Source organism: Stappia sp. ICDLI1TA098, assembly GCF_054880955.1.
Genome location: NZ_JBTZBT010000001.1, coordinates 1476253 through 1499229, shown reverse-complemented (window position 1 = coordinate 1499229; position 22977 = coordinate 1476253). Strand labels below are relative to the sequence as shown.

Annotated in this window: 20 protein-coding genes; 5 read left to right on the top strand and 15 right to left on the bottom strand. The window is 67.5% G+C overall.

All coding sequences use genetic code 11. The annotated features are described in order from the left end of the window. Positions 1–57: 57 nt before the first annotated feature. The 12 genes from ACSLUQ_RS06720 to ACSLUQ_RS06665 all read right to left on the bottom strand — a co-directional run bounded on the left by ACSLUQ_RS06720 (position 58) and on the right by ACSLUQ_RS06665 (position 13706). Positions 58–978, bottom strand: coding sequence for an ABC transporter permease (locus tag ACSLUQ_RS06720; protein ID WP_417773317.1), 921 nt, complete (start codon positions 976–978; stop codon positions 58–60). A gap of 1 nt (position 979) precedes the next feature. Then, positions 980–2059 carry an ABC transporter permease gene (locus ACSLUQ_RS06715; protein WP_417773316.1) on the bottom strand — a complete coding sequence of 360 codons (1080 nt, stop codon included), beginning with the start codon at positions 2057–2059 and terminating at the stop codon, positions 980–982. Beyond that, positions 2049–3632, bottom strand: coding sequence for an ABC transporter ATP-binding protein (locus ACSLUQ_RS06710; RefSeq protein WP_417773315.1), 1584 nt, complete (start codon positions 3630–3632; stop codon positions 2049–2051). The genes ACSLUQ_RS06715 and ACSLUQ_RS06710 overlap by 11 nt, the downstream gene beginning before the upstream one ends. A 20-nt stretch (positions 3633–3652) precedes the next feature. Continuing rightward, entirely contained in the window at positions 3653–4693 is a 1041-nt protein-coding gene (gene xdhC, locus ACSLUQ_RS06705) for a xanthine dehydrogenase accessory protein XdhC (protein WP_461808033.1), read from the bottom strand. After that, positions 4690–7032, bottom strand: coding sequence for a xanthine dehydrogenase molybdopterin binding subunit (gene xdhB / locus ACSLUQ_RS06700; protein WP_461808032.1), 2343 nt, complete (start codon positions 7030–7032; stop codon positions 4690–4692). The genes xdhC and xdhB overlap by 4 nt, the downstream gene beginning before the upstream one ends. Beyond that, positions 7022–8533: a xanthine dehydrogenase small subunit gene (gene xdhA / locus ACSLUQ_RS06695; RefSeq protein WP_461808031.1), complete on the bottom strand. Its 1512-nt coding sequence runs from the start codon at positions 8531–8533 to the stop codon at positions 7022–7024. Before xdhA ends, xdhB begins: the two co-directional genes overlap by 11 nt. 3 nt (positions 8534–8536) lie before the next feature. After that, entirely contained in the window at positions 8537–8899 is a 363-nt protein-coding gene (gene uraH / locus ACSLUQ_RS06690; protein ID WP_417773311.1) for a hydroxyisourate hydrolase, read from the bottom strand. 163 nt (positions 8900–9062) lie between these two features. Next, complete coding sequence (locus ACSLUQ_RS06685; RefSeq protein WP_417773310.1) at positions 9063–10004, bottom strand: LysR family transcriptional regulator; 942 nt, start codon at positions 10002–10004, stop codon at positions 9063–9065. A gap of 60 nt (positions 10005–10064) precedes the next feature. Next, positions 10065–11042, bottom strand: a complete 978-nt coding sequence (locus ACSLUQ_RS06680) for a quinone oxidoreductase family protein (RefSeq protein ID WP_417773309.1) — start codon at positions 11040–11042, stop codon at positions 10065–10067. A gap of 91 nt (positions 11043–11133) precedes the next feature. Beyond that, the gene (locus ACSLUQ_RS06675; RefSeq protein ID WP_461808030.1) at positions 11134–11856 is read right to left on the bottom strand and encodes a TerC family protein; all 723 of its coding nucleotides are present in this window, start codon (positions 11854–11856) and stop codon (positions 11134–11136) included. Positions 11857–11898: 42 nt separating this feature from the next. Continuing rightward, positions 11899–12639: a CDP-alcohol phosphatidyltransferase family protein gene (locus ACSLUQ_RS06670; RefSeq protein ID WP_417773307.1), complete on the bottom strand. Its 741-nt coding sequence runs from the start codon at positions 12637–12639 to the stop codon at positions 11899–11901. Between the two features lie 134 nt (positions 12640–12773). After that, positions 12774–13706: a DUF2182 domain-containing protein gene (locus ACSLUQ_RS06665; RefSeq protein ID WP_417773306.1), complete on the bottom strand. Its 933-nt coding sequence runs from the start codon at positions 13704–13706 to the stop codon at positions 12774–12776. Between the two features lie 227 nt (positions 13707–13933). On the opposite strand from ACSLUQ_RS06665, the gene ACSLUQ_RS06660 reads away from it, so the two are divergent. Next, positions 13934–15163 (top strand): UbiH/UbiF family hydroxylase, encoded by a 1230-nt coding sequence (locus ACSLUQ_RS06660; protein WP_461808029.1) that lies wholly within the window; start codon positions 13934–13936, stop codon positions 15161–15163. Between the two features lie 6 nt (positions 15164–15169). Here the strand turns inward: ACSLUQ_RS06660 and ACSLUQ_RS06655 are convergent, their stop codons facing one another. Then, positions 15170–16255, bottom strand: coding sequence for a CaiB/BaiF CoA transferase family protein (locus ACSLUQ_RS06655; protein ID WP_461808028.1), 1086 nt, complete (start codon positions 16253–16255; stop codon positions 15170–15172). A gap of 43 nt (positions 16256–16298) precedes the next feature. Further along, a complete protein-coding gene (locus ACSLUQ_RS06650; protein ID WP_417773303.1) occupies positions 16299–17252 on the bottom strand; it encodes an AEC family transporter in 954 nt (317 codons plus the stop codon). Positions 17253–17450: 198 nt separating this feature from the next. Here ACSLUQ_RS06650 and ACSLUQ_RS06645 point away from each other — a divergent pair, with 198 nt between their 5' ends. The 3 genes from ACSLUQ_RS06645 (at position 17451) to hspQ (ending at position 20003) form a co-directional block, all read left to right on the top strand. Further along, complete coding sequence (locus ACSLUQ_RS06645; RefSeq protein WP_417773302.1) at positions 17451–18356, top strand: lysophospholipid acyltransferase family protein; 906 nt, start codon at positions 17451–17453, stop codon at positions 18354–18356. A 152-nt stretch (positions 18357–18508) separates the two neighbouring features. Continuing rightward, positions 18509–19552, top strand: a complete 1044-nt coding sequence (locus ACSLUQ_RS06640; RefSeq protein WP_461808027.1) for an HpcH/HpaI aldolase/citrate lyase family protein — start codon at positions 18509–18511, stop codon at positions 19550–19552. A 127-nt stretch (positions 19553–19679) separates the two neighbouring features. Then, positions 19680–20003 (top strand): heat shock protein HspQ, encoded by a 324-nt coding sequence (gene hspQ, locus ACSLUQ_RS06635; RefSeq protein WP_417773300.1) that lies wholly within the window; start codon positions 19680–19682, stop codon positions 20001–20003. Between the two features lie 118 nt (positions 20004–20121). On the opposite strand, the gene ACSLUQ_RS06630 is transcribed toward hspQ, so the two are convergent. Beyond that, the gene (locus tag ACSLUQ_RS06630; RefSeq protein WP_417773299.1) at positions 20122–20754 is read right to left on the bottom strand and encodes an invasion associated locus B family protein; all 633 of its coding nucleotides are present in this window, start codon (positions 20752–20754) and stop codon (positions 20122–20124) included. Between the two features lie 332 nt (positions 20755–21086). On the opposite strand from ACSLUQ_RS06630, the gene ACSLUQ_RS06625 reads away from it, so the two are divergent. Further along, positions 21087–22958, top strand: coding sequence for an extracellular solute-binding protein (locus ACSLUQ_RS06625; RefSeq protein WP_461808026.1), 1872 nt, complete (start codon positions 21087–21089; stop codon positions 22956–22958). Positions 22959–22977: the final 19 nt, after the last annotated feature.

The following is a 22977-nucleotide window of genomic DNA, read 5'->3' as shown; positions in this document are numbered from 1 at the left end:
GAAGTGCTGCGGACGGGCCTGCCGTCGGTGACGCCCTCGCCGCGCCGTCGTCGCGCGCTACCGGTCCGGAACGAACGGCCGGCCGAGACAGGCCGGGGTGTTCACCTTGGTCAGTACCCGGTTTCGCGAGATGATGACAAGCACCGCAATAGTCGCAAGATAGGGCAAGGCGGTGAGCAATTGAGACGGCACTGACACCCCGATCGCCTGGGCATGGAACTGCAGGATGCTGACCGCGGCGAAGAGATAGGCCCCGGCCAGAACCCTGAGCGGCCGCCATGTGGCGAAGACGACGAGCGCCAGCGCGATCCAGCCGCGCCCGGCGGTCATGCCCTCCACCCATTGCGGCGTATAGGCAAGCGACAGGTAGCCGCCGGCAAGCCCGGCGCAGGCGCCGCCGAAGAGCACCGCGCAGTAGCGCACCTTGCGCACGGAGACGCCGAGCGCATGGGCCGAGGCGTGGTTGTCGCCGACGGCGCGGATGACGAGGCCGGCGCGTGTGCGAAACAGCACCCACGCCACGACGGCGACAAGGGCGAGCGCCAGATAGACGACGACATCCTGGCCGAAGACGACACGCCCGATCACCGGAAGGTCGGTGAGGCCGGGAATGTGGATCGCCTCGAGGCGGACGCCCGGCTGGCCGACGAAGGCCTCGCCGATCATGCCCGAAAGCCCGAGGCCGAGGAGCGTCAGGGCAAGACCGGTGGCGACCTGGTTGGCGACCAGGTGAATGGTCAGGAAGCCGAAGAGCAACGACATGCCCATGCCGGCGAGAAGCGCGCAGAGGACGCCGACATAGGGTGATCCGGTGGCATGCGCGCCGGCGAAACCGACCACGGCGCCGACGATCATCATGCCCTCGACACCGAGGTTGAGGACGCCGGAACGCTCGACGACAAGCTCGCCGATGGCTGCTAGGAGCAGCGGCGTCGCCGCCGTCATGACCGTAAGCAGAATGGCTTCGAAAGCGCCCATGTCAGGCCCCCTTGCCCGGCGCCGACGGGCGGACGATGCGAATGCGGTAGAGGATCAGCGTGTCGCAGGCGAGCACGTAGAAGAGCAGCATTCCCTGGAAGACGCGGGCGGTCTTGTCGGAGATGCCAAGCCCGACCTGCGCCGCCTCGCCTCCCAGATAGGAGAGCGCCAGCAGGAACCCCGAGATCAGGATGCCGATCGGGTTGAGCCGCCCCAGGAAGGCGACAATGATCGCGGTGAAGCCGTATCCCGGCGAGATGATCGGCGTGAGCTGATTGATCGATCCGGACACCTCGCTGATGCCGGCAAGGCCGGCGAGGCCGCCCGAGAGCAGGAAGGCGAACCAGATCATGCGGCCCTGCGAGAAGCCGGCGAAGCGCCCTGCCCGCGGCGCCTGGCCAAGGACGCGGATCTCGAAGCCCTTCAGCGATTTGGCAAGCACCAGAGCCAGCGCGGCGACGGCGATCAACGCGAAGATCGCGCCCATGTGCATGCGCCCGTCGGACAGTGGCGGCAGTGTCGCCGCGTCGGTGAAAATGCGGCTTTCGGGAAAGTTGAAACCGTCCGGGTCGCGCCAGGGCCCGCGTACCAGCCAGTCGAGACCGAGCTGGGCGATATAGACCAGCATCAGGCTGACAAGGATCTCGTTGGTGCCGAAGCGGACCTTGAGGAAGGCCGGGATCGCCGCCCAGGCCATGCCGCCGGCGATGCCCATCAGCAGCATCAGCGGCAGTGTCAGCGCCGTCTCGAAACCGGGAAAGAGGATCGGGATGAAGGAGCCGGCGACCGCGCCGGCGGTGAACTGCCCTTCCGCGCCGATGTTCCAGGTGTTGGACAGGAAGCAGACCGCCAGCCCGACGCCAATGAGGATGAGCGGCGTCGCCTTGACCACCAGTTCCTGCAGCGACCAGTAGGCGGTCAGCGGTTCGATGAAGAACATGTGCAGCGCGACGGCCGGGTTCTGCCCCAGCGCCGCGAACAGCACCGCGCCCGAGACGAGTGTCAGTGCGATGGCGAGCACCGGCGACATCAGCGCCATCAGGCGCGAATGCTCGGCCCGTTTTTCCAGTTCAAGCTGCATGCTGACCGTCCCCCGAAGCTTCCCCGGCGCCACCCATCAGCAGTCCGATCCGTTCACGTGTCATCGCCTTCACGGGCTCGGCCGGTGAGAGCTGCCCCCGCGAGATCACGGCCACCCGGTCGGCGATCTCGAAGATCTCGTCCAGATCCTGGCTGATGACGAGCACCGCCGCCCCCTGGCGAGACAGGTCAATCAGCTCCTGGCGGATGAGCGCCGCGGCCCCCGCATCGACGCCCCACGTCGGCTGGTTGACGACCAGCAGGCCGGGTTTGCGGTCCAGCTCGCGGCCGATGACGAATTTCTGGAGATTGCCGCCCGACAGCGCGCGCGCCTCCGGGTCGTCGCGCGACATGCGCACGTCGTAATTGCCCTTGATGCGCTGTTCCATCTCGGCCGCCGCATCAAGGCTGACGAAGCCGCCGCGGGTCAGGCCGTCGCCGGTCGAATGCCGGGTCAGGACGAGGTTTTCCGACAGCTTCATGCCGGGAACGGCGCCATGACCGAGGCGCTCCTCCGGGACGAAGGCCGCGCCCGCCCGGCGGCGGCGGGTGATCCCCAGGCGACCGACGGGCGTGTCGTCGATGCGCACCATCTCCGCCTTCGCCGACACACGTTCGCCCGAAACGAGGTCGAACAGCTCGCCCTGCCCGTTTCCGGCGATGCCGGCGATCGCCACCACCTCGCCGGCGCATACGTCGAGGGAGACATCCCGAAGCGCGACGCCGAACGGCCCTTCAGCCGGCGCATTCAAGCCCTCCAGCGCGAGCCGCGCCTGGCCGTCCGCGCTGGCCTCGCTGCGGGTCAGGTCGTGCAGGGCGGTTCCAACCATCAGCCGGGCGAGCGAGGAGGCGGTCTCGCGCGAGGGATCGCATTCCGCCACCACCTTGCCGTGGCGCATGATCGTCGCGTGATGGCAGATGCGCTGCACCTCTTCCAGCCGGTGCGAGATGTAGAGGATGGCGCAGCCCTCGCGCGTCAGGCGCTCGAGCGTCAGGAACAGCTGGTCTGCCTCCTGCGGGGTGAGCACGGAGGTCGGTTCGTCCATGATGATGAGGCGCGGCTGCTGCAGCAGGCAGCGCACGATCTCGATGCGCTGTCGCAAGCCCACCGGCAGGTCGGCGACCACCGCATCGGGTTCGAGCGCCAGGCCATAGTCGCGCGAGACGCGCGCGATGCGCTGCGAAAGCGCGCGCATCGACACCGAACCGGGCAGCGCCAGCGCGATGTTCTCGGCCACCGTCAGCGCCTCGAAGAGCGAGAAATGCTGGAACACCATGCCGATGCCGAGATCGCGCGCGGCTGCCGGCGAGGCGATGGAAACGGGTGCGCCCAGCCAGTCGAGTCGGCCGTCGTTGGGCTCGAGAGCGCCGTAGAGGATCTTGACAAGGGTTGATTTGCCGGCGCCGTTTTCCCCAAGAAGTGCGTGGATCTCGCCGGCCCGCAGGCTCAGCGACACGTCGTCATTGGCCAGGATGTCGCCGAATCGCTTCGTGACGCCATGCGCCTCCAGCAGTATCTCGCCGGTGCGACTGCGTGCGCCGCCGCTCCTGCCGCCATCGTCCGTGCCCGTCATCGTCCCCCGCCCTCGTCCTGTCAAACCGCGCGCATCCGCGCGTTTCCCCGTCCCGCATCGGGCGTCGTGCCGTCGGCCCACCGCGCCATCGCCACGTCCCTGCGCACGAGGAGATCGGCCGCCACCCCGGCGGCTATCACCGCCGGCGCCTTGCTCGATATCCCGGCAAGCCCGATGGGGCAACGGAAGCGCGCGAGCGCCTCCTCCCCGTGCCCGGCCGCCCTCAGGCGCGTGCGCATCCGCGCCGCCTTGGTCTCGCTGCCGATCATGCCGACGCCCGAGACCTTTTCCAGCCGCAGCGCCGCGTCGGCGATGGCGAGATCGAGACCGTGATCGTGGGTCATGATCAGCACCTCGCTTTGGTGCGCAACGCCCCGAAGGGCCTGAGGCGGATCGGCGACGGCAAGCGGCCGCGCGTTGGCGGGAAGATAAGCCGGAAAAATATCCGGCCTGCCGTCGACAAGAAAGACCTGAAAGGGAAGCGGCGCCAATGCCAGCACGAGCGCCTTGCCGACATGCCCGGCGCCGAACAGCAAGAGCGGCGTCCGCCCGTCGGCGAAGGTCTCGCGAAGCGTGCCGCCGCACAGCTCCGCCCCCGGCCGGCCGTCGCCGCCCTCGTGCGGCAGCACGCGGCGCGCACCGACCGCGCCGTCCGCCGAAATCGAGGCCTCGCTCGCCACCGGCCCCGCCTCGCAAAGCCGCGCCAGCCGCCCGACCTCGGCGGCGCGTTCCGCCGCGAAGGTCTCCGTGGCGACCGTGACGCGGCCACCGCAGCATTGTCCAAGATCAGGGCCGAGGGTGAAGGTGCGAAGGTGAAGACGCCCCGCCCCCGCTTCGGCGAGCGCGCGGACCGCGGCGCGGATCGCCTCGAACTCCAGCGTACCGCCGCCGATGGTGCCTGAATAGGACCCGTCGGGAGCGACCAGCATCCGGGTTCCCGCCTCGCGCGGGGCCGAGCCCTCCACCGACAGCACGGAAATCATCGCGCAGGCGCCGAAACGCTCGATCAGCGCGGCAATCCGCGACCACGGGTTGGCGGCAAGGCTCGCTCCCGCTGTCATCGGCGCGCCCTTGCCCGTTTCATGCCGGCCACGGCGCGCAGGATCGCCTCCGGTGTGGCCGGCGCGTCGAGGTCCGGCAGGATCCCCGGCGCGAGGCTTGCCACCGCATCGTGAATGGCGCAATAGACCGAGATCGCCAGCATAAGCGGTGGTTCGCCGACTGCCTTGGAGCGATGGATCGTCGGCGACGGATTGCCCGACGAGGCATATAGCGCGACGCGGAAATCCTCCGGCACGTCGGAAGCCGTCGGGATCTTGTATGTCGAGGGAGCATGGGTACGCAGCCGCCCGCTCTCGTCCCAGACGAGTTCCTCCGTCGTCAGCCAGCCCATGCCCTGCACGAAGCCGCCCTCGATCTGGCCGATATCGATCGCCGGATTGAGCGACTTGCCCACGTCATGCAGAAGATCGACCCGATCGACCCGCATTTCTCCGGTCATCGTGTCGATGGTCACTTCCGAGCAGGCGGCGCCATAGGCAAAATAGTGGAACGGACGTCCCGAGGCGCTCGGCCGGTCCCAGGTGATGTCTGGTGTGGCATAGAAGCCGGTCGCCGAAAGCTGGATGCGCGCGAGATGCGCCTCGCGGGCCAAAGCCGCAAGCGGCATTTCCTCGCCGCCGACGCGCACCCGGTTCTCCAGGAAGTCGACTTCGCCGGGGTCGACATCGAAGCGCCGGGAGGCGAAGGCGACAAGCCGTGCCTTGATCCGCTCCGCCGCGATCTTCGCCGCCATGCCGTTGAGATCCGTTCCCGAGGAGGCCGCCGTCGGCCCGGTGTTCGGCACCTTGCCGGTGTTGGTCGCCGTGATCTTCACCCGGTCGAGGGTAACGCCGAGCTCGTCCGCGACGATCTGGGCGACCTTCTGGAACAGCCCCTGCCCCATCTCGGTGCCGCCGTGATTGAGCTGCACCGAGCCGTCCTTGTAGAGATGCACCAGCGCGCCGGCCTGGTTCAGATGCTTCAGCGTGAAGGAGATGCCGAATTTCACCGGCGTCAGCGCCAGCCCCTTCTTCAGGATGTGGTTTTCGCCGTTGAAGGCGGCCACCTCCTGGCGCCTTGCGCGGTAGGCGGAGCTTTCCTCCAGCGTGTCGACGAGGTCGTGCAGCGTGCCGTGCTCCTCGACGCGCATGCCGTAAGGGGTGACGTCGCGCCCCTCGCGGTAGAAATTGCGCTTGCGCACATCGAGCGGATCGAGGCCGAGGCGGATCGCCAGTTCGTCCATCATCCGCTCGGCGGCGAGCATGCCCTGCGGCCCGCCGAAGCCGCGAAACGCGGTGTTGGAGCAGGTGTTGGTCCGCAGCCGCCGCGAGTGGATCATCGCGTCGGGGTAGAAATAGCTGGAATCGGCATGGAACATCGTCCGGTCGACGACCCCCAGCGACAGGTCCGCCGAATAGCCGCAGCGCGCGAAGAAGCGCATGTCGACGGCGCGCAGGAGCCCGTCGGCGTCGTGACCGAGCGTCCATTCGGCGCGGAAGTCATGCCGCTTGCCGGTCATGATCATGTCGTCGTCGCGGTCGAGGCGCAGCTTGCACGGCCGGTCGGTGACGCGCGCCGCAACCGCCGCGATCGCCGCCCAGTGGTTGGCCTGGCTCTCCTTGCCGCCGAAGCCGCCACCCATGCGCCGAACCTCGACGGTGACCGATGCCTCTGGAACGCCAAGCACGCGCGCGATGATGTGTTGCGTCTCGCTCGGGTGCTGCGACGAGGTGTGGACGAAGACCTCCCCCGCCTCGCCCGGAACGGCGAGCGAGACCTGGCCCTCGAGATAGAAATGCTCCTGCCCGCCGATCTCCATGCGACCGGTCATGCGCATCGTTGCGGTGGCAAGGCCGGTTTCCGGCGATCCCTTGCGGAACTGATAGTCGGGCAGCACGGTGTCGTCGACGCCGAGCGCGTCCTCGATGGTGAGGACGGGCGGCAGCGGATCGACATCGATCCGCGCCAGCGTGGCGGCGCGCCGCGCCTGGTCGCGGGTTTCGGCCACGACGGCAAACAGCGGTTGCCCCCAGAAGACGATTTCCCGGTCGGCGAACATCGGCTCGTCGCCATGTGCCGGAGACACATCGTTGCTGCCGGGCACATCGGCCGCCGTCAGCACGGCGACGACGCCCGGCGCGGAACGCACCGCCGCAAGGTCGAGCCCCAAAAGGCTGCCTCTTGTCGTGTCACGTGCCCAACCTGGCGCCACATGCAGCGTTCCCGCCGGCTCGCGAATGTCGTCGACATAGGTGGCGCTGCCTGTGACATGGGCCGGTGCGCTGTCGTGCGGGCTCGAGCGACGAACGGCGACGGTCCGCGTTTCGTCCGCCGCCAACGGGGCGTTTTCACGCTGCATGGCTTGCTCCCGCCTCGTCGGCGCCCGCCGCGCTCCGTTCCTGATGTCTTGCCCCGCTCACCCGCGTCCTCTCGTCAGGCGTTCCGCCGATCTCGACCAGAGCCTTTGCAAGCAACGCCCGTGCCACCTCGCGGCGATAGTCCGCGCTCGCCCGCATGTCCGTCAGCGGATCGAAATCGTCGAGCAGCGCCTTGAGCGCGGCGGCCCATGTGGAGGGGGCGTCCGGACGCGCGCCGACCAGCGCCAGCTCGGTCTTGGCGGCGCGTTTCGGCGTCGCCGCCATGCCGCCGAAGGCGACGCGGGCGTCGGTCACGGTCCCGTCGGCAAGGGTCAGCCGCACGGCGCAAAGCACCGCGCTGATGTCCTGGTCGAAGCGCTTGGAGATCTTGTAGGCGCGGAAGGCATGATTGGGGTCGAGCCTTGGCACGTAGAGCCCGGTGACGAACTCGCCCGCGGCCCGGTCCTGCTTGCCGTAATCGAGGAAGTAGTTTTCGAGCGGCAGGGTGCGCGCCTGCGAGTCGAGGCGCAGCTCGAGCGTCGCTCCGAGCGCGATCAGCGCCGGCGGGCTGTCGCCGATGGGCGATCCGTTGGCGATGTTGCCGCACACGGTCCCGGAAGCACGGACCTGGCGCGATCCGATCCGCCGCCAGATCTCGCCGAGGTCCGGATCGATGCGGCGCATCGCGTCATGGGTGTCGGCGAAGGTCGCCCGCGCGCCCATCAGCACGCCGGCCGCCGCCTCTTCCACCCCCTCGAAATCGGCGACGCGGCCGGTCCAGATGATCTTCGGCAGATCACGCAACTGCTTGGTGACCCAAAGCCCCACATCGGTTCCGCCGCCGACGAGCGTTGCCTCGGGATGGGCCGCATAGAGACGCGCCAGTGCGTCGAGCGTCGCGGGTGCCGCGAAAAACCGATCGTCCGCACCGCTCATGACGTCAAGCCCGTCGTCGAGCCCCTGAAGCCGCGCGACCGTCTCGCTCGCGCGCGCCGAAAAGGCGTCCTGAGCCGCGTCGAAACACGCATCCATCGCCGCATCGACGATGGGACGGTAACCGGTGCAGCGGCACAGGTTCCCGGCGAGCCAGTCGGTCACCGTCCGGCGCGAGGCCGCAACGCCCTCCGCGTGATAGAGCGTGAACAGGCTCATGACGAAGCCCGGCGTGCAGAAGCCGCATTGCGAGCCGTGGTGCGCGACCATCGCCTCCTGTACCGGGTGCAGACGCTCGTCCTGCACGAGATCCTCCACGGTGACGAGTTCGGTCCCGTCGATCTGGCCGAGGAAGAGGATGCAGGAATTGACCGCCGAATAGACAAGCCGGCCGTTCACGAGGCGGCCGAGCGCGACCGTGCAGGCCCCGCAGTCGCCCTCGCCGCAGCCTTCCTTGGTGCCGGTCAGCCCGCGCCGCAGGCGCAGGTAGTCGAGAACGGTCTCGGTCGGTCCCGCGTCGCCGATCTCGACGACGCGCCCCTGGTGCAGGAAGCGGATCGTATCGCGCATGGCCTAGCTCCCCCGGTAGGTTGAATAGCCGAAGGCCGAGAGCAGAAGCGGGACGTGATAGTGCGCGTCCGCGTCGGCAATGCCGAAGCGCAGCGGAACCACGTCGAGGAACGCCGGCTCGCTCAGCGCCGCGCCTGTTCCGCGCAGGTAGTCGCCAGCCTCGAAGCGCAGTTCGTAGACGCCCGGCACAAAGTTGTCGCCTTCAAGAAGCGGTGCATCGACGCGCCCGTCGGCATTGGTTGTCGCGCTCAGGATCCGGGACGCTTCCGGCATCGCGCCAGGCGTCACCCGCCAGAGGGAAAGCGCAAGTCCCGCGGCCGGCTTGCCCAGCGTCGTGTCGAGCACATGTGTGGTCAGTCGTCCCATGATCCGTCCCATCGATCCGCCGTGCTTCCTCGGTCCCGGATTCGGTTTCCGCACGCCGCCGAACCGGATCTGGCGGAGGTGACCGGTTCGCTGAGCGTTTGGCGAGCACGCCTTGAAAGTGTGCAACACTCGCAGGCCCGCGACCAGAACAGAATCTCGCCTCCTATGATGCCGGATCGGCATCACTTTGGGAAAGGCGCTCTCCGATCGCGCTCACAGCATGGTCGAAAAACGCCTTCGCCGCATGGCCAAGCCCTCGGTGGGATGAGGTCAGGATACCGAAGCGGTTGCGCCGCAAGTCGACGTCCGCGAGCGGGCGAAAGACCAGCGTGCCGGCGGCAAGCTCACCCTCGAGCCCAAGCACGGTCTGGAAGGCGATGGTGCCATCGTCGAGCGCCAGCGACTTCATCAGCCGCAGCGAATTGGTCTCGACGAAGGCCTCTCCGGCAAGATCGCGCTCGCCAAGCGCGGCGTCGATACGCTTGCGCAGCGACAGCCCGCGCGAGGGCAGGCAGAACCTGTGGCGCAGGCAGTCGGCGAGGATCAGGCCAGCGCGTCCGGCCAGCGGATGATCTGGACGCATGATCGCGCCGATGGCGAGATCGCGGTGAAACGCCGTGCTGATGCGGGGGTCATTCGGCGGCTCGAAGCTGAAGCCGACATCCGTCTCGCCAGCGAAAAGCGCACGCGCCACGCCCTCGGCCCCGGTGAGCCGGACGTGCAGGTGAATGCCCGGAAACCGCTGGCGGAACGCCGAGATCACCGAGGGCACCAGCGTTTCGGCCAGGCTTTCGACCGTGGTGACGTGCACCGAGCCGCGCTGCATTCCCGTCAGTGCGTCGAGGTCGCCGACGGTGGCCTCGAAGTCGGACAGCGTGCGCTGGACATGGGCGCGCAGCACCTCGCCGGCCGGCGTCAGCCGCACGCCGCGCGCCAGCCGGTCGAAAAGCTCGTGCCCGAGCATCTGCTCCAGCCAGAGGATCTGCCGGTTGACGGCACTGGAGGCGACGTTGAGTTCGCGCGCGGCCGAGCGGATCGATCCCGACCGCGCGACGGCCGCGAAATACCGCAATGCCGGGCCGTGGAGATGGCGCGCGCGATCCATGGGTCCCTCCCCCGGCTCGGGCCGCGGCACGGCGATGTCTCGCCGCGCCGCGGGCGTCTGTCAGGGGATGAGAACCGTGCCGCCGGTGGTCTTGCGGCCTTCCAGGTCCTGATGCGCCCGCACCGCGTCGGCGAGCGCGTATTCCTGATTGACGGCGATCTTCACCGCGCCGCTGGAAACCATGTCGAAGAGGTCGTTGGCCGTCTCCTCGAGGTCGGCGCGCGAGGCGATATAGGTGAAGAGCGTTGGTCGGGTGGCGAAGAGCGAGCCCTTGGCCGACAGGATCGGCAGGCTGAAGTCCGTGATCGGACCCGATGACTGGCCGAAGGACACCCAGGTGCCGAGCGGCTTCAGACAGTCGAGAGAGCCTGGATAGGTGTCCTTTCCGACCGAATCATAGACCACGTCGCAGAGCTTGCCGTCGGTGATCTCGCGCACCCGCTCGACGAAGTTTTCCGTGCGGTAGTTGATCACATGGGTATAGCCGTTGCGGCGCGCCAGCTCGGCCTTCTCCTCGGAGCCGACGGTGCCGATCACCGTCGCGCCGAGTTTCGCCGCCCACTGGCCGGCGATGAGGCCGACGCCGCCGGCGGCCGCGTGAAACAGCAGCGTCGTCGACGCGCTCACCCGGTAGGTGCGGCGCAGCAGGTAGCGGGCGGTCATGCCCTTCAGCATCATCGCCGCCGCGGTCTTGTCGTCGACGCCCTCGGGGATGCTCACCAGCCGGTCGGCCGCCATCACCCGCTCCTCGGCATAGGCACCAAGCGGCCCGGCATAGGCGACCCGGTCGCCCGGCGCCAGATGGGTGACGCCCTCGCCCACGGCGACGACGACGCCGGCGCCCTCGTTGCCGGGAATGAACGGCAGGCCGGCCGGCGCCGGGTAGAGGCCGGAGCGGAAATAGGTGTCGATGAAGTTGAGGCCGACGGCGGTGTGGCGGATGCGCGCCTCGCCGGGGCCCGGCGCCGGCACGTCGACCGTCTCGAAGCGCATCACCTCGGGCCCGCCCGTCTCATGCACCCTGATCGCTTGAACCATGTCTCTCTCCCTGAGGATGATCTTTCCGTGTGGGGCGGATCATGGGGCGGGCGGAGCGCCCCGGCAAGCCCTCAGAGGGATGCGGCAAGCGCTATCCGTTCAGCCGCTTGCGCCGGGCGGCGGCAAGAATGTTGATCGTCTCGACGCCGGCGGAGAAGGCCATGGCGAAATAGATGTAGCCGCGCGGGATATGGAACCCGAGACCGTCGGCGACCAGCGCCACGCCGATGAGCAGCAGGAAGGCCAGCGCCAGCATCTTGGTCGTGGGGTGCTTCTGCACGAAACCGGCTATGGGGCCGGAGGCGACATACATGGCAATCATCGCCAGCACCACGGCGGCGACCATCACCTCGATGTGCTGTGCCATGCCGATGGCGGTGACGATGGAATCGACCGAAAAGACCAGATCGATGAGCACGACCTGGACGATCACGGCGGCAAGGCCGGCGGTCACCGCGCCGCCGTGCGCATCGCTGTCGCCTTCGATGCCCTGATGGATCTCGTGGGTGCCCTTGACCAGCAGGAACAGCCCGCCGGCGAGAAGGATCAGGTCGCGCCATGAGAAGGGCTCGCCGAGAATCGTGAAGACGGGAGCCGTCAGCCCGATCAGGACGGTGAGAATCGACAGCAGCGCGATGCGGAAGACGAGTGCCAGGGCAAGGCCGATCTGGCGCGCGCGTCTGGCGTGTTTCTCGTCCAGACGGCTGACAAGCACCGAGATGAAGATCACGTTGTCGATGCCGAGCACGATCTCCATCACCGTCAGCGTGAGCAGGCTTGCCCACGCCTTCGGATCGTTCAGCAATTCAAGCATGAGGTTGCACCCTCTGTCGCCGGCCGGTCGATCCGGCCGGGATCAGCGCAGTGCCTCGAGCCCCTGCTGAACGGCGGATACCAGGAGAAGATATAGGCTCGTTGCCGAAAGAAGCCACAGCACGGGTCCCTCGGCCGTCATGCCGTCGGCGATGGCGATCCCGGCAGCCACGAACCACAAGGCCGTCACCAGCAGGGTGAAGGGCCGCCAGCGGACAACGCGCACCGGATGGACGAAGCGGATCGGCGCGAAGGTCAGCGCGCACAGCGCGATGACGAAGATCACCGAGAATGTCTCCGACGGCGACAGCACCATCAACCCGAAGACGACCATGTTCCACCCGGCCGGGAAGCCCTTGAAGGACCCGTCCGGCTGCTTCATGCCGTTGTCGGCGAAATACAGCGCGCCGGTGAAGACGACGAGCCCGCCGCAGATCCAGTTCCAGGGCGTGGACAGCATGTCGCTGCCGGCAAGTGCGAAGGCGGGCAGGAAGACGTAGGTGGCGTAGTCGATGACGAAATCGAGCGACGCGCCCGACCATTGCGGCATGCGCCGGGCAATGTCGTAGCGGCGGGCAAGCGGGCCGTCGATGCCGTCGACCACCAGCGCGATGCCGAGCCAGACGAACAGCATCGCCCAGTCGCCCCGCGCCCCGGCCAGAAGCGCCAGCAGTGCAATGGGCGCGCCGAGCGCCGTCAGCACATGAATCAGGAAAAGGGGATGGGCGCTCTTCAGCGGGCCCGCGACTGCGGATTCCAGATCCGCCGATTTGCCCTTTGCCACAGGCTCAACCCCATCTTTCCCGTCGCAAGCAACGAGCGGTCGTGTCTACAGGAATAACGCCCTTCCTATGCCTTCAAGCCGGGCGGACTGCAACACGGCAGTTTGCGCAAGATGAAATTATCGCGCGCGCAGGCTTATCCGGCAAGAAGCACCCGTCCGGGTTCGGAGACGGCAAGAAGCGACAGGCCCCAGACAATCAGCACCACACCGATGGCGCGCGGCACCCAGACGTTGAACACGGTCTTCTCGATCGCCATCATCAGCCCGAGAATGGCGATCCAGAGCACGTTCATCACCCCGACGGCGAACATCACCGTCATCAGCGCCCAGCAGCACCCGAGGCACAGCAGCCCCTGCACGAGGCCGAGCCGGAACACCTCGCCAAGGCTTTCGTAGCGCCGGTCCATGGGAAACAGGATCGGCCGCTGGCAGCGGGCGAGACAGGCAAGCTTCGCCGGCGTGAACTGGTAGATGCCCGCGGCAACCAGCGTCGTACCGGCGAGCACCAGCGTCGCCGGCGCCATCATCGGCGTCATCAGGCGAAAGGCGGTGAGCCCGCCCTGCGCCACCGTCGCCACGACCGAATAGGCGATCCACATGGACAGATAACCGAGCGCCAGCGTCACCGTCGGCAGCACCCGCGCCCTGCTTGCGCGCATCGGCTGCGGCATCTCGGCGAAACGGGCAATCATCGGCGCCGCGCTCGGCAGCATCATCGCCAGCGACATCATCACCCACATCAGGAAGACGAGGCCGGCGTCGGCAAGGGAATAGGCGCTTGCCGCCGGCATTCCGAAGGTGGTCGCGCCCTCCGGCAGGCACAGCACGGCAAGGGCGGCGCGCATGTCGGCGGGAAGGCCGTGGAACAGGTTGAAGCGGTTAAACGCCTCCATGCCTGGCCCGAGTTCGCCCATGTCCATCACCGGAACCATGGCGGCGATCATTCCGGCGAGATAGGCCCAGCCGGCAAGTGCCGCGACACCGATGGCGGCGAAGACCACAAGGCGCGGCCGGCGCGTTTCGCGCCGCATCAGCGTATCGCCCCGAGGACCGCCATCCTGCGTCATGTCGCTTCCGATCACTTGGCCGATCCCCCGTCCATCTCGCGGTTTGCGGTACGGTCATCCCCGCCCGCAGGGCTGGAGATAGCGCAAACCCCGGAAATACGGATCGGTTTTCATACAGATGCGACCATATGCGCCCGGCCGCCACTTGCAAATCGGAGCCGTCTGGCCATCTTGGTCTCACATATGCCCATGAGGCCTCCCGCGAGGCCGAGACGCCGGAGCCGAAGATGACTGAACGCAACGCGAGCGGAAATGAGACCGTCTTCGACGCGGTTGTCGTGGGCGCCGGGCCGTCGGGGCTGGCGATGGCGCTGCTTCTGGCGCGACACGGCTTCTCTACCGCGCTCGTTGCCCCGGACATGCCGGCGGACGACGACCGCACCACCGCGCTGCTGGAGTCGTCGGTCGAGATGCTGCGCGCGCTTGAGCTCTGGGACCGGATCGCCCCCTTCGCCGCAGGCCTGCGCCACATGCGCATCATCGACGGCACCAACCGGCTGATCCGCGCGCCGGAGGTCGTGTTCGACGCCTCCGAGCTGAAGCTCGAGGCTTTTGGCTTCAACATACGCAACCGCGATCTCAACCGGGAGCTCGCCGCCGCCGCGGCGCAGCATGAGGGGCTGCAGCGCAGGAACGCGCGCTTTGTCGGGATGACGCTGGAAGGCGCCGCCGCGCAGGTCCGCCTCGACACGGGAGAGACGCTGACGGCCTCCCTGGTCATCGGCGCCGACGGGCGCGGCTCGCCGGTGCGCGCGGCGGCCGGGATCAAGGCGCGCGACTGGCGCTACCCGCAGGCCGCCCTCATCCTCAATCTCGACCACGACCTGCCGCACAATTCGCACTCCAACGAATTCCACACGCCGACCGGCCCCTTCACACTGGTGCCCCTTCCCGGCCGGTCCTCCTCTCTCGTGTGCGTGGAAAGTCCGGAGGGCGTTGAACGGCTGAAGGCGCTGGACGACGCCGCGCTGTCGGCCGAGCTTGAGCGGCGTGCCCGCTCCATCCTCGGCAAGATGCGCGTGTCCGGCGCGCGGCAGGTTTATCCGCTGGGCGGGCTGAGCGCGGAGCGGATGGGCCAGGCGCGCTGCGCGCTCATCGGCGAGGCCGCCCATGTCTTCCCGCCCATCGGCGCACAGGGGCTCAATCTCGGCCTGCGCGACGTGGCGGCGCTGGGCGAGATCCTCGTCGCTGCCCGCCTGCGCGGCGAAGACCTCGGGGCCGATGCCGTGCTTGCGCGCTATGAGAAGGCGCGTCGGCCCGACATCGCCTCGCGCACCGCCGCCGTCGATCTGCTCAACCGCTCGCTGCTGAGCGAAATGGTGCCGGTGCAGGCGCTGCGCAGCTTCGGCCTTTATGTCGCAAGCCGGGTGCCCCCGCTGCGACGGATGATGATGCGCGAAGGCATCGCGCCGATGCTCGCCCGGCCGAAACTGATGCGCGGCCTGTCGCTCGGCTGATCCGCCTCAGCCGTCCGGCGACGCCACCGACCGTTCACCCCGGAATGCCGGCGAGATCGGCAGGCTGAGCGCCGGCATTTCGACCTCTCCCGCAAGGGCGACACGGTCGAAAAGCCCGCGCTCGACGAAATGCGGGTCGGTGAAGGCCTGCTCCAGCGTTGCCACCGGGCAGGCGCAGCAGTCGGCCGCCGCAAGCAGCGGCGCCCAGTCGTCGGCGCAACGGGTGCGAAACCGCGCGCCGACGCCGGCGATCGTCGCCGCCGGATCGGCCCGGTCGTCGCGCAGCGCTTCAGGCAGGTCGATTGCCTCGCACAGCGCCCGCCAGAACTTGTCCTCAAGCGCGCCGACCGCGATCATGCCGCCGTCCCCGGCGGCATAGAGCCGGTAGCGGGGCGATCCGCCGGTGAGCAGGTCCGCGCCGTTCCCCGGTGCCTTCCCCCTGGCGACGAGCTGGGCTTGCGCAAAGAGCGCGAAGGTGAACATCGCATCGCACATGGCGATATCGAGAGAGGTCCCCTGCCCGGTCCTTTGCCGTTGCAGAAGCGCCAGCAGGATGTTGATCACCGCCGGGAAGCTGCCGCCGGCGATGTCGGCGACCTGCACCGGCGGCAGAACCGACGCGTCCGCGCTGCCGCAGGACAACGCCAGAAGCCCCGTCAGGGCCATGTAGGTGAGATCGTGCCCGGCCTCCCCGGCACGCGGCCCACTCTGGCCGAAACCGGTGATCGAGCAATGCACGAGACGGGGATTGGCAGACCGAAGCGCTGCCGCGTCGAGACCGAGCCGCGCCATCACCCCGGGGCGGAACTGCTCGACGACGACATCGGCGGACCGCGCCAGCTCCAGCACCCGATTCCGGGCCGCCGGTGTCTTGAGATCCAGCTCGATCCGCTCCTTGCCGCGGTTGAGCATGGCATAGAGCACGCCCTTGCCGGACAGGCGCGGCGCGAAGAAGCGCATGTCCTCGCCGCCTGGACGTTCGATCTTGATCACCCGCGCGCCGGCCTCGGCCAGCATGAGCGTCGCCAGCGGCCCCGGCAGCAACGTGCTGAAATCGAGAACGGTGATTCCCTCAAGCGGTCTGTCGGTCATTGCCCCCCCCAGGATGCCGCGCCCCTTCGCGGGGCCTTGCGGATCATCCTATCGGAAGCATGCCCTCGGTGATCAGGTAAATGAATGCGGAGACGGTAAGCGTCGACACGATGGTGCCGATCAGGATGGCGCTGGAGGCGCGCTCGACGTAGACGCCGTACTGTTGCGCGATGACGAAGACATTCGCCGCCGGCGGCAGACAGGCCATCAGTACCGCGGTCGCCACCCAGGCCGGATCGAAGCCGCCGACCCAGTTGAGCAGCAGCAGCACGATCACCGGGTGGATCACCAGCTTGACCAGCAGCACGACGGGCAGCTCCACCGGCACGCGCCCGAGCGGACGCTGCACGACGGTGACGCCCATCGCGAAAAGCGCGCAGGGCGCGGCGGCGTTGCTGAGGAAGGTCAACAGCGTGTCGAGCGCCTGCGGCGGCTCGAAGCGCACCGCAGCCGCCAGCACGCCGGCGATGGTCGCCAGGATGAACGGATGGGTGAAGATCCGCCGCAGCACGGTCAGCGCGGTCTTGAGCGGCGGTTCGTTGTCCGTGCCGGCCAGCGCCATCATCAAGGGCGCCAGCGTGAACAGCAGCATGTTGTCGAAACAGAAGATCAGCGCGGTTGGCACCGCCGCCGCCGGCCCGAGCACGGCAAGCGTCAGCCCCGGTCCCATGTAGCCGATGTTAGAATAGGAGCCGACGAGCGCCTGGATGGTCGCCTCGGGGATGTTGCCCTGCGAGGCGATCACGCCGAAGCAGAAGGCGATGGCAAAGGCGGAATAGGTCGAGAAGGTCGTCGCCGCGACATAACCGAGGTTGGTGAGCTCCTCGACCGGCGTCTTTGCCAACAGGCGAAAAAAAAGCGCCGGAAGCGCGATGTAGACAATGAAGAACTGCATCCAGGCCATGCCTTCGGCCGGCAGCTTCTTCAACTTGCCCGCGGCGATGCCCAGAAAGATCAGGCCGAAGAAGGGCAACGCCAGCGAAACGACATTTTCCATCTGGTTCTCCGGAGATCAAAAAGCCCGTATGAGGCCCGAACGGCCACCAGCCGCGAAATGGAAGCGGCTCGCCCCGCATGTTGCCAAGGTGCCGGTGCTTGGGTAAGCACCGCAGGCCTATCCGGTTCGTCGGAACCGGTCAACGGCGTCGGGAAAAACTGCGGCACCCCATGAGATGGGTCGAGGACATCGACTGAAATGACGAACGGCGACGGCAACACGGTCGCGGCAGAGCGGCTTCCGCTCCATCTGCGCCTGCGTCATGGCGCGGAGTGGCTGGCTCTCGCCGGTGCGCTCGCGCTGGTGCGTGTGGTTCCGCTCTCCGTCATGACAGGTTTTATGGGGCGGGCGTGGCGCCTGTTCGGACCGCTCAACAAGCGTCATCGCCGGGCCTTGCAGAACCTCGCCCGCGCCTTCCCGGAAAAGACCGACGCCGAGCGGGAGGCGATTGCCCGCGACATGTGGGACAATCTCGGGCGCATCGCCGCCGAGACACTGAGTCTTGACCGGCTCGTGGCCGACCCTGCCCGCTTCGACATCGACGTGGAAGCGGTGCGCGCCCATGTCGGCGACCGTGGCGCGGTCGTCGTCTCCATGCATTCGGGCAATTGGGAGATCGCGACGCTCGGCGGGCTTGCGGCCGGATGGGAGACCATCGGTCTCTACAAGCAGCTCAACAATCCGCGCTCCGAGGCGCTGCTGCGCGGCCTGCGCGAGCCGATCTATCCGGGCGGACTGCTGCCCAAGGGACACGAGGCCGCGCGCCGGCTGCTCTCGATGGTGCGCCGCGGCGGGCGCGCCGCCATGCTTGCCGACCTGCGCGACCGGCGCGGCGCGGTCTTCCCCTTCTTCGGCCATGACGCCTTCGCCACCACCTACCCCGCCTCCATCGCCTGCGCCGCCGGGGTGCCGCTCGTTGCCTGTCGGGTGCTGCGGCTTCCCGGCAACCGCTTCCGCATCACGGCGGAAGTGGTGGACGTGCCGCTGACCGGCGCGCGCAAGGCCGACGCGCTGGCGCTGACCCGCCGTTACCACGAGATCTTCGAGGGCTGGATCCGTGAGACCCCCGCCCAGTGGATGTGGATCATGCGCAAGTGGGTCTGAGCCTGCGGCAGGCCCACAGGCGGCCTCCCTTGGCCAAAGGATGACTTGAACGCAGGCACCTGTCCGGGCTTATATGCAGTGCAACATGATCGCATCGGCGGTTCCTCCGGGAGCGGAGCCGCCCCGGCTCGCGATCCGCACGGGAGGACAGATTGAAGACACCACGCGCGTTCTATCAGCCGCTCGCCATCGGCGCGCCCGCCCCGCTTCGCGACCTTCCGGTCCGCCTGGAGCGCATGATCCATTTCGTCCCCCCGCATATGGAGAAGATGCGCGCCAAGGTCGCGGGCCTGATCCCGACGGTGGACGTGGTGCTGGGCAATCTCGAGGATGCCATTCCGGCCGACCAGAAGACGGCCGCGCGGCGCGGCTTCATCGAGATGGCACAGCAAAACGATTTCGGCTCCACCGGCCTGTGGACCAGGATCAACTGCCTGAACAGCCCCTGGGTGCTTGACGATCTGGTCGAGATCGTCGGCGAGGTCGGCGACAAGCTGGACGTGGTGATGCTGCCGAAGGTCGAGGGCCCCTGGGACATCCACTACATCGACCAGTTGCTGGCCCAGCTCGAGGCACGCTCCGGCGTGACGAAACCGATCCTCGTGCATGCGATCCTCGAGACGGCGGAGGGGGTGAAGAACGTCGAGGCGATCGCCACCGCGAGCCCGCGCATGCACGGCATGAGCCTCGGCCCGGCCGATCTCGCCGCCTCTCGCGGCATGAAGACGACCCGCGTCGGCGGCGGGCATCCCGACTATGCGGTGCTGGCCGACGCAGGCTCCGCGGACACCGCGCGGCCGATGTTCCAGCAGGACCTGTGGCACTACACGGTGGCGCGCATGGTCGATGCCTGCATGTCGGCGGGCATCAAGGCCTTCTACGGCCCGTTCGGGGATTTCTCCGATTCGGATGCGTGCGAGGCCCAGTTCCGCAATGCGTTCCTGATGGGCTGCGTCGGCGCCTGGTCGCTGCATCCCAGCCAGATCGCCATCGCCAAGCGCGTCTTCAGCCCGGAGCCGGCGGAAGTCGCCTTCGCGCTGCGCATCCTGGAGGCGATGCCCGACGGCAGCGGCGCGGTGATGATCGATGGCAAGATGCAGGACGACGCGACCTGGAAGCAGGCGAAAGTGATCGTCGATCTGGCCAGGACCGTGGCCGAACGCGATCCGGACATGGCCGCCGCCTACGGGTTGTGAGACGGCGCGCCTGGCGCTGCGGGCTTGTAAACCATCTGTTGAAAGCGTATGCGCTAGGCTCGTTTTTCACTGACAAAGGGGCGTCGGCGGGACGAACTCGCCGCCACCCGAACGGGTTTTACACGCAATGCGTACCGCGAAATTCATGATCGGCCAGATTGTCCGGCACCGGGTCTTTCCGTTCCGCGGGATCATCTTCGACGTCGATCCCACCTTCTCGAACACCGAGGAATGGTGGGACGCGATCCCGTCTGACGTGCGTCCCGACCGCGACCAGCCCTTCTATCACCTGCTCGCCGAGAACGCGGAGACGGAATACGTCGCCTATGTCTCCGAACAGAACCTCGTCGAGGACGATACCGGCGAACCAGTGCGCCATCCGCAGGTCGACGAGATCTTCGAGCAGCAGGCCGATGGCTCCTACCTTCCCCGCGACGTGGAGCTTCACTGAAGCGCCTGCCATGCGGCGCGGCCATCGGGCCCAGGCGTCACGCTTCGCCAAACGCCAAAACAAAGAAGCCGCCGGATCGCTCCGGCGGCTTCTTTCGTTCGCGGACGACGTTGGGCGCTTATTTGCCCGCGTCGGTCGCTTCCTTCTGCTTGTCGATAAGCTTCTGGCGCGCTTCCTCGGCCCGCTTCTGAAGCTCCGACTGGAGCTGCTGCTGCTTCTGCTGCAGCGCGGCCGCGTCGATCGGCGCGCCGTCATAGACCTTGGTGAAGCCGGTCAGCGTGAGCTGGAAGGGAACCTGCTTGGCCTGCTGGTTCAGCGTGGTCAGGATCAGGTTGCCGCCCTTCTTGAGCGAGGCGATGAACTCATCCTCGATCACAAGCTCGGAATAGCAGGCGTTCGGGAAGCAGATGCCGTACTTGGCTTCGCTCTGCTTGCCGGTGTCGATCTGCACGCGCAGGCCCGGCTGGATCAGCATTCCCGGCGGCACCGCGATCAGCAGCGTCTTGCGGGCCTCGCCGGCGATCTCGCGCACGGCGACGGAAGCGAGGAACTGCCCGGTGTCGGTGCGCAGCTCCTGCGTCACGACGCAGATTTCCTTCTTGGACTGCGGATCCGTATTGCAGATCTTCACCCACGGCGTATCCGCCGGCGGCTCGACCGTGGTCTGCGCGCTGGCACCGGTCACGGCAGCCAGCACGGCGGCCGCGGCAAGCGACACCCCGACGAGGCCATTCTTGAAAATGTCAGCCATACAATGCGTCCCTACGTCCATGATCTCGGTTCGGCGCCGGCCGTAGCCGGCACGCCGGAATTCTGTCGCGGCTCTCCCGCTCGACCCACAGGCCACTGTCGCTCTCCCCTGTGAGGGCGGAATGCGGCGACACCTAGGCTCGTGCGGTCCCGGGCGGCATCTTTACAGCGTTGCTGCGCAAATATCCAGAAAGAGCCACACTATCCTTGCAGTCGTCGATCCGACCGGATGCGACAGCCTCACCCTGTTGCGCAAATGTATCACCTTCGTGCATCCGGGATGTTGAGGGTGTGTTAACCATAGCAAAGCAATTGCGCGCTAAGAATGGTCCCATGACTGCGAAGATGCCGAAACCGATTCTCACTCCCCTCGCCCGTGGCCTGCGCAAGGCGGCTGTCGCGGCACTGTGCCTTGCCGCCATCGCCGACGCATCGGCCGTGCGCGCCGAGGAAGACGTACCCGCGCGCCACGGCATCGCCATGCACGGCGAACCGGCCCTGCCCGCCGATTTCTCCCATCTGCCCTACGCCGATCCCGACGCGCCCAAGGGCGGTTCGGTGACCTATGGCGTCCAGGGCACCTTTGACAGCCTCAACCAGTTCATCGTCCAGGGTGGCACGTCGTCGGGGCGCGGAATTCGCGACGACGACTATGGCGCGCTCGTCATCGAAAGCCTGCTCGATCGCAACAAGGACGAGGCTTTCTCGCTCTACGGGCTGCTCGCCGAAAGCGTGCGCATGCCGGATTCGCGCGACTGGATCGAATTCACGCTGAACGAGAAGGCCCGCTTCTCCGACGGCACGCCGGTCACCGTCGAGGACGTGATCTTTTCCTTCGAGATCCTGCGCGACAAGGGCCGACCGCATTTCCGCTCCCGCTATGCGCGAATCACGAAGATGGAGAAGACCGGCCCCCGCAGCATCCGCTTCACCTTCGTGAACGGCGACGACCGCGAGCTGCCGCTTCTCGTCGGCCTGTCGCCGATCCTGGCGAAGCACACCATTGATCCCGAGACGTTCGACCGCAGCACTCTGACGCCGCCGGTCGGTTCGGGCCCCTATGTGATCGAGAAAGTCGACGTCGGCAACGCCATCACCTACCGCCGCAATCCCGACTACTGGGCCAGGGACCTGCCGATCCGCAAGGGCCTCTACAATTTCGACCAGGTCCGGATCGAGTATTTCCGCGACGAGAACAGCCTGTTCGAAGCCTTCAAGAAGGGGATCGTGTCGCTGCTGCCGGTCCCTGATCCCGCGCGCTGGATGACGGCGCTCGACTTTCCCGCCGTCGCCAGTGGCGATGTGATCAAGGAAGGCTTCAAACTCGGCACGCCGGCTGGAATGCAGGGCTTCGTCTTCAACACCCGCCGCCCGATCTTTGCCGACGTGCGCGTGCGCCGGGCGCTTGCCATGCTCTTCGATTTCGAGTGGGTGAACCGCAACCTCTACTACGGGCTCTATCAGCGCACCGGCGGCTATTTCGACAATTCGGTGCTCTCCTCGCTCGGCCGCCCGGCAAGCGAGGGTGAGCGCATGCTGCTTGGCAAGCACATCGAGGAGATCGATCCGGACGTGCTGGCGGGAACCTGGAAGCCGACGCAGGCGGACGGTTCCGGACGCGACCGCAAGGTGCTGCGCGCCGCCGTGTCGCTGCTCGCGGAGGCCGGCTACACCATCGACGGCAAGACCATGCGCGGGGCCGACGGCACGCCGCTTGCCTTCGAGATCCTGACCGCGACGCCGGACCAGGAGCGGCTGGCCCTCGCCTACCAGCGCACGCTGCGCCTCGTTGGCGTGCAGGCATCGATCCGCTCCGTCGACGGCGCCCAGTATCAGCGTCGCCGCCAGACGTTCGACTTCGACATGGTGATGAACGTCTGGCTCGTGTCGCTGTCGCCGGGCAACGAGCAGCGCTACCGCTGGAGCAGCGATGCCGCCGGCCAGGACGGGTCCTTCAACTATGCGGGTGCGAAAAGTCCGGCGGTCGATGCCATGATCGACGCGCTGCTTGCCGCGCGCGACGCGGAAGGCTTCACCGATGCGGTGCGCGCCTTCGACCGCGCGCTGATCTCCGGCGCCTATGTGGTGCCTCTGTTCCATCTGCCCGAAAAGTGGGTGGCACGATGGAAAGACATCATGCGTCCCGATGCGCAGTCGCTGTCCGGGCCGCGTTTTGAAACCTGGTGGTCCGCCAAGAGCGGTTGAACGTTGTGGATGTAATGAC